Genomic DNA, 6,096 nt, shown 5'->3' with positions numbered 1-6,096 from the left:
ATGTCGGCCGCCGCCGCCGCCCAGCCGGAACGTGCGGTCGCGTTCCAGGGCGCGCCGGGCGCCAACAGCCATGTCGCCATGGTGCAGGCCTTTCCGGACGGCCTGCCTTTACCCTGTTTCGACTTCGCCGACGCGCTGGATGCGGTAAAGGACGGCCGCGCCGATTGCGCGATCATCCCGATCGAAAATTCGCTCCACGGCCGCGTCGCGGACATGCATTTCCTGCTGCCCGAATCCGGCCTGGTGATCACCGGCGAACATTTTCTGCCGATCCGCCACGCGCTCATGGGGCTCGGCACGCGCGACACCGTGCGCGACGCGATGAGCCATCCGCAGGCGCTGGGCCAGTGCCGCCACTGGCTGCGCGCGCATGGTATTCAGCCGGTCGCCTATCCCGATACCGCGGGCGCTGCCGCGCGCGTCGCCGAACTCGGCGATGCGACCGTCGCCGCGCTCGCCCCGCCGGCGGCCGCCGACATTTATGGCCTGACGCTGTTCGCCACCGACATCGCGGATGCGGACCACAACATGACCCGCTTCGTCACGCTGGCGCGCGGCGGCCGCCCGCCGGCCGGTGAAGGCCCGTGGATGACGACGCTGATCTTCGAGGTGAAGAACATCCCCGCCGCGCTCTACAAGGCGATGGGCGGCTTCGCCACCAACGGCGTCAACATGACCAAGCTGGAAAGCTACCAGCGCGGCGGCACCTTCGCCGCCACCGAATTCTACGCCGATGTCGATGGCAAGCCCGGCGACCCCGCGTTCGACCGCGCGGTGGAGGAACTCGGCTTCCACTCCAAATGGGTCCGCATCCTCGGCACCTATCGCCAGGCCCGCGCCCGCGGGTAGGACAATCAGCCGCCCTCGGCCCAGACCCGCATCAGATCATGCGCGATCGCATAGGCCGGCGGCGCCACGAATCGCCCCGGCGCGCCCGCCAGCGCGGCGCGCATTTCGCCACGGGTCACCCAGATCGCATCCTCCAGCTCGTTGGTGTCCAGCGTGATCGAATCGCTCTCGGCGCGCCCGATGCACGCGATCATCAGCGACGACGGAAACGGCCAGGGCTGGCTCGCCACATAACGCACGTCGCGCACCACCACGCCCGCTTCCTCCGCCACCTCGCGCGCCACCGCCTCCTCGATCGATTCGCCCGGCTCGACGAACCCCGCCAGCGCCGAATAGCGCCCCGGCGGAAAGGCCGGCTGCCGCCCCAGCAGCGCGCGTCCCTCATGCTCGGCGATCATGATGACCACCGGGTCGGTGCGCGGGAAATGCTCCGTCCCGCACGCCGGGCAGGCGCGGCCCCAGCCCGCCCGGAACGCCTTGGTAACGCTGCCGCAATTGGCGCAGAAGCCGTGCCGCGCATGCCAGTCCAGCACACTGCGCGCCGCCGCATAGGTCGCCGCTTCCCCCGCCTCCAGCGCATGCAGCGCCGCGATCAGCTCGAACGACCGCCCCTTTGCCGGCTTCCCGGTCACCTCGGCGAAATGCGGCACGCCCCCTTCGTCCAGCCCCAGCAGCACCAGATCGCTCGGCCTGTCGGGCAGCGCGGTCCAACCCAGCCGCCCCGCCGCCATCGTCGGTGCATAGTCGTCCAGCACCAGCAGACGCGCCGCCGGATCGGCCATCGCCGCCTCCAACGCCGCCCCGTCATGCCGCAGCGCATCCGCGCGGTTCAGCCGCCCCCCGGTAAAGCCGATCACACCCACCGCGCTCATCGTCCCCCCACCCGCGCCGCATCCCTCGCCAGCGCGCCTAGCACCTGCTCGCGCAACGGATAGCGATCCGACGGGAAATAATTGACCATGATCGTGCCCCGCACCCGGCGCGAGGGATCGACGAAGGCCACCGTGCCGGCCGCCCCGCCCCAGCCATAGGTGCCCTTGCCCGCGCCACCCGGCTGATCGGCCAGCAGCACCGATCCGCCCGCACCGAATCCCATCGGCACCGCCGCATTGGTCCCGCCAGTGCTGCCCGCCACCCCGCCGAAGCGCACGCCGGCCGGCAGCAGGTTCGACATCGCCAGCGCCACCGTCTCGGGCTTCATCACGCGCACACCGTCCAGCGTGCCGCCATCCTGCAACATGTGCAGGAACCGGTCGTAATCGCGCGCCGACATCACCAGCCCGGCGCCGCCATAGGGAAAACTCGGCGCCTGCCGGAACACCGAGGTCGCCGCCGGATCGAGCGGCACCATTATGTCGCCGACGAAGCTGTAATTGGTCGCCAGCCGCCCGGCCTGGGACGCCGGCACCTGCCAATAGCTGGACGTCATCTTCAGCGGCTGGAACACGCGCGTGGAGACGAACTGCTCGAACGGCATCCCCGACGCCTCCTCGACCACGGCCGCCAGCACGTCGAGCCCGATCGAATAGCTCCATTTCGTCCCCGGCTCCGCGATCAGCGGCAGCGTGGCGACGCGCGTGGCGAACTCCGACAGCGACTTCGGCCGCGTCGCGCGCATCTTCGCCTCGACGGTGGCGTTAACCGCGGCGGGCACGATGCCCAGCCGCTCATATTCCTTCAGGATGGGCCCCTTGGCATTGATCGAATAGCTGAGGCCCGCCGTATGGGTCAGCAGATGGCGCACCGTGATCGGCGTCCTGGCCGGCACCGAGGTCAGGCTGGTATCGGGACTGGTCAGCACCCGCATCTTCGCAAAGCCGGGAAAGAAATCGCTGATCGGCTGGTCCAGCGTCAACCGGCCATCCTCTACAAGCATCATCGCCGCCATGCCGGTGATCGGCTTGGTCATCGAATAGACCCGCCACAGCGTATCCGGCCCCGCCACCGGCGCGTTCGGCTCCAGTCCGCCCCGGCCGGCGGCGGGGAACAGCGTCGGCCCGTCCCCGCGCCCGATCGCCACCACGATCCCCGGCATCTTGCCGTCGCGGACATAGCCGTCCAGCAGGCTTTGCGTGTTCGGCAGGATCGCCGCGGTCGGCACCTCCTGCCGAGCCAGAGCCTGGGCCTGCACCTGTGCCCCCAGGCCCGCAAGGCCCAGCAGCGCCCCGGCGATCACCATCCGCTTCATCAACTATTCCTCAACCGTTCGGCCGCCTTGGCGAACACCGTGGGCAGACCCGCGGTTCCGATCGCGTCGATCGGCCACCACTCGCCCGCCACCGCGTGTTCGGCGCCCACCACGCCGCGCGCCAGCGCCAGTTCCAGATCGAAATGCGTGAAACCGTGCGCCACCCTGCTGTTCAGCATGGTCCAACCGGCATCGACCGGCGCCCCCGCCAGCCCCGGCGGTGTGTCCACCCACGGCCCGGTCGGCAGCGCGCGCATACCGCCCAGCAACCCCTTGTCCGGCCGCCGCACCAGCAGCACGCTACCCTCCCGCTCCAGCCAGAAGATCGTCCCATGCCGCTGCGGCTTCGCCTTCTTCGCCGCCTTCACCGGCAACCGCTCCGGCGTACCCGAGGCAAAGCCGTCGCAAGCCTCGCGCAACGGGCATAACAGGCATTTTGGCGCGCGCACCGTGCACACGCCCGATCCCAGGTCCATCATCGCCTGGGCGAAATCGCCCGCCCGCACGTCCGGGGTGATCGTCTCCGCCGCCGCGCGGATCGCCGGCCGCGCCGCGGGCAGGGGCGTGGCAATCGCGAACAATCGCGCCACCACCCGCTCCACGTTGGCGTCCACCACCACCGCCCGCTCGCCGAACGCGATCGCCGCCACCGCCGCCGCCGTATACGCCCCCAACCCCGGCAAACTGCGCAATCCCGCCTCGGTGCGCGGAAAGGCACCGCCATGCTCCGCCACCACGGCCTTGGCGGCCTTCACCAGATTGCGCGCGCGGGCGTAATAACCCAGCCCCGCCCAGGCGGCCATCACGTCCGCCTCGTCCGCCGCCGCCAGACTGGCGAAATCGGGCCAGCGCGCCACCCACGCCTCGAAACGCGGCGACACCGCCGCCACCGTCGTCTGTTGCAGCATCACCTCGGACAGCCAGACGCGGTACGCATCGGGCACCTCGCCGGGTTTCGCGCGCCACGGCAGGTCGCGCCGGTGTCGGTCATACCAGGCGAGCAGCCGGTCGGGTATCGAAGATCGCTTGGCGTCCACCCGCCCGCTATGGCATGGCGTCGCCCATGAGCAAGCGCGCCGGCGCCCCCCGACCTGAAACCGTTCGTTCGAACCGCTCGCGTGCGGTGGCCGAACTGCTGCCCGCCATCGGCGGCGCGGCCTTTCGCCGCTTCGGCTTCGTGCAGAGCGCCGTGGTCAGCCGCTGGCCCGACATTGTCGGCCCACGCCTGTCCGCCGCCAGCGCCCCCGAATCGATTCGCTTTCCCCATGGCAAGAAGCAGGACGGCACGCTGACGCTGGTCGTTCGCGGTGCGCACGCGCCGATGATGCAGCATATCCAGCCCGAGATCATCGAGCGGGTGAACCGCTTCTTCGGCTATCCGGCGGTCGCCCGCATCCAGATCCGCCAGGGCGAGCTGCCCGCGCGCATGCCGGCACGCAAGGCGCCGCCCGCACCGCAGCCGGTGCCCCCCGAAATGGGCGACGGGCTGAAGGGGATCGCCGATCCCGAGCTGCGCGCCGTGCTCGAATCCTTTGCCGCCGGCGTCGCCGCCACCCGCGGCTTGCCCAAGGTGTCCTGATGCGCCTGATCCTCGCCTTTCTCGGCTTCGCCCTCCTCACCGCTGCGGCCCCCAAGGCGGACTGGACGACCAATGTCGCCCAGACCCCCGCCGGCGCCTATGTGCTGGGCAACCCCGCCGCGCGCGTGAAGCTGGTCGAATATGCCAGCTATACCTGCCCGCACTGCGCCGCTTTCGCCACCGAATCGGATGCGGTGCTGAAGGGGCGCATGATCCGCTCCGGCTCGACCAGCCTGGAGCTGCGCCATTTCATCCGCGACCGGCTCGACCTCGCGGCCGCCGTTCTGGCACGATGCGGCGGCGCGAAGGGCTTTTTCACCACCCATCAGGCGATTTTCGCCGCGCAGAAGACATGGCTGCCGCGCGGGTCGGAATTCGACCAGAATAATGCGCAGCGCCTGTCCGCCTATCCGCTGGCTGCGCAGCTTCGCGCGCTTGCCGACGGCGCGGGCCTGACCGACATCGCGCGCGCGCGCGGCCTGACCGCCCCCGCGATCCAGGCCTGCTTCAACGATCGCGCCGCCATCGACCGCATCGTCGCGATGACCAACGATGCGCCCGACACCATTCAGGGCACCCCCGCCTTCATCATCAACGGCAAGCAGGCGGACAGCTTCGCCTGGGCCAGCCTCGAACCCCTGTTGCGCGCCGCCGGCGCCCGCTGACCATCGGAGTATCCATTCCATGAAGCTTCGTCTCGCAACCGTCGCCCTCTCGCTTGCTCTTGCCGCCTGCGGCGGTGGCAGCGACGGCAACAGCACGACCGCGGCAAGCCCGGTCGCCCCCGTCGCGGCGCCCGCCGGCCAGAACTGGACCGAGACGGTGTCGAATACGGCGGAGGGCTATGTGATGGGCAATCCGGGCGCCCCCATCAAGCTGGTCGAATATGGCTCGCGCCTGTGCCCCACCTGCGGCGCCTTCGCGCGCGAGGCCTATGAGCCGCTGACGAAGAATTATGTCGGCTCCGGCAAGGTCTCGTTCGAATTCCGCGAGTTCCTCGTCCATGGCGCGCCCGATCTGCCGCCGGCCCTGCTCGGCCAGTGCGGCGGCACGCAGCCCTTCTTCCCGCTCCTCGAACAGATGTACCAGGCGCAGAACGGCTTCAACGACAAGCTGCAGGCCATGCCGCAGGCGATGCAGCAGCAGCTTCAGGCAGCCAAGCCCGTCGACGCGATCCGCATGATGGCCGAGCAGATGGACCTCATCAACTTCGTCAAGCAGCGCGGCATCCCCGAGGCCAAGGCCCGTCAGTGCCTCGCCGACATGGGCGAGATCGACCGCCTGACCAAGCAGACGCAGGACAAGACGCAGGACGGCACCGTGTCCGGCACCCCCACCTTCCTCATCAACGGCAAGGTCGTCCCCAATGCGATCAGCTGGAAGGACATCGAGAGCGCCCTCAAGCAGAACGGCGCCTGACGCGAAGCCGGCCCTCTCCCCCTCGGGGGAGGGGGGATCCGCGGCGCAACCGTGGGGGGTG

The 6,096-nt window shown here is 69.9% G+C and carries 7 protein-coding genes; 4 read left to right on the top strand and 3 right to left on the bottom strand.

What is annotated here, in order from left to right; genetic code table 11:
- Nucleotides 1-849, top strand: an 849-nt coding sequence (locus Q0U08_RS16875) for a prephenate dehydratase (RefSeq protein ID WP_298092761.1), incomplete at its 5' end; no start/stop codon positions are given.
- Nucleotides 850-854: 5 nt separating this feature from the next.
- On the opposite strand, the gene nudC is transcribed toward Q0U08_RS16875, so the two are convergent.
- Genes nudC through Q0U08_RS16860 form a run of 3 tightly spaced genes read right to left on the bottom strand, consistent with a single transcriptional unit; the run spans nucleotide 855 to nucleotide 4,041 of the window.
- Nucleotides 855-1,712: an NAD(+) diphosphatase gene (gene nudC / locus Q0U08_RS16870; RefSeq protein WP_298092764.1), complete on the bottom strand. Its 858-nt coding sequence runs from the start codon at nucleotides 1,710-1,712 to the stop codon at nucleotides 855-857.
- Nucleotides 1,713-1,717: 5 nt separating this feature from the next.
- Nucleotides 1,718-3,028, bottom strand: coding sequence for a serine hydrolase (locus tag Q0U08_RS16865; protein WP_298092763.1), 1,311 nt, complete (start codon nucleotides 3,026-3,028; stop codon nucleotides 1,718-1,720).
- Nucleotides 3,029-3,036: 8 nt separating this feature from the next.
- Nucleotides 3,037-4,041, bottom strand: a complete 1,005-nt coding sequence (locus tag Q0U08_RS16860; protein WP_298092762.1) for an A/G-specific adenine glycosylase — start codon at nucleotides 4,039-4,041, stop codon at nucleotides 3,037-3,039.
- 59 nt (nucleotides 4,042-4,100) lie between these two features.
- On the opposite strand from Q0U08_RS16860, the gene Q0U08_RS16855 reads away from it, so the two are divergent.
- Genes Q0U08_RS16855 through Q0U08_RS16845 form a run of 3 tightly spaced genes read left to right on the top strand, consistent with a single transcriptional unit; the run spans nucleotide 4,101 to nucleotide 6,035 of the window.
- Nucleotides 4,101-4,616 (top strand): DUF721 domain-containing protein, encoded by a 516-nt coding sequence (locus Q0U08_RS16855; protein WP_298092760.1) that lies wholly within the window; start codon nucleotides 4,101-4,103, stop codon nucleotides 4,614-4,616.
- Nucleotides 4,616-5,281 (top strand): thioredoxin domain-containing protein, encoded by a 666-nt coding sequence (locus Q0U08_RS16850; RefSeq protein ID WP_298092759.1) that lies wholly within the window; start codon nucleotides 4,616-4,618, stop codon nucleotides 5,279-5,281. The genes Q0U08_RS16855 and Q0U08_RS16850 overlap by 1 nt, the downstream gene beginning before the upstream one ends.
- Before the next feature lie 19 nt (nucleotides 5,282-5,300).
- Complete coding sequence (locus tag Q0U08_RS16845; protein ID WP_298092757.1) at nucleotides 5,301-6,035, top strand: thioredoxin domain-containing protein; 735 nt, start codon at nucleotides 5,301-5,303, stop codon at nucleotides 6,033-6,035.
- Nucleotides 6,036-6,096: the final 61 nt, after the last annotated feature.

Origin of the sequence: uncultured Sphingomonas sp. (assembly GCF_946477935.1) — a bacterium.
Lineage (GTDB): Bacteria > Pseudomonadota > Alphaproteobacteria > Sphingomonadales > Sphingomonadaceae > Sphingomonas.
Note: the sequence above shows the minus strand (reverse complement) of the source record. Positions and strands in the feature narration are given on the sequence as shown.

What these genes read in the sequence shown, in the direction of transcription:
- Q0U08_RS16865 (WP_298092763.1), bottom strand. Translation starts at nt 3,028, where the DNA reads ATGGTGATCGCCGGGGCGCTGCTGGGCCTTGCGGGCCTGGGGGCACAG.
- Q0U08_RS16855 (WP_298092760.1), top strand. Translation starts at nt 4,101, where the DNA reads ATGAGCAAGCGCGCCGGCGCCCCCCGACCTGAAACCGTTCGTTCGAAC.
- Q0U08_RS16850 (WP_298092759.1), top strand. Translation starts at nt 4,616, where the DNA reads ATGCGCCTGATCCTCGCCTTTCTCGGCTTCGCCCTCCTCACCGCTGCG.
- Q0U08_RS16845 (WP_298092757.1), top strand. Translation starts at nt 5,301, where the DNA reads ATGAAGCTTCGTCTCGCAACCGTCGCCCTCTCGCTTGCTCTTGCCGCC.